This is a genomic window from Pseudomonas sp. PME37.24/006, from assembly GCF_055556635.1.
In genome coordinates this window covers 1-246 of record NZ_JBVHNL010000255.1, presented here as the reverse complement: position 1 = coordinate 246, position 246 = coordinate 1, and the positions used below count along the sequence as shown (strand labels likewise).

The window sequence follows — 246 nt, the reverse complement described above, 5'->3', positions numbered from 1 at the left end:
GCTCGTTGCGTAAAAAGCCTTCCTTGTCGGCATCCAGAATTGCCACAAGTGACACTTCTGGAATATCCAATCCTTCACGCAAGAGGTTAATGCCCACCAGCACATCAAAGGTGCCCAGCCGCAAATCCCGAATGATCTCGGCGCGTTCCACCGTATCAATATCGCTGTGCAGATAACGCACCTTGACACCATGCTCCGACAGATAATCGGTCAGCTGCTCCGACATGCGCTTGGTCAGCGTGGTCA

At 52.8% G+C, this 246-nt stretch carries 1 protein-coding gene; it reads right to left on the bottom strand.

Annotated elements, in window-relative coordinates:
* On the bottom strand, window positions 1-246 hold a 246-nt coding region (locus ACZ3GY_RS24630; RefSeq protein ID WP_465912429.1), incomplete at both ends, for a helicase-related protein.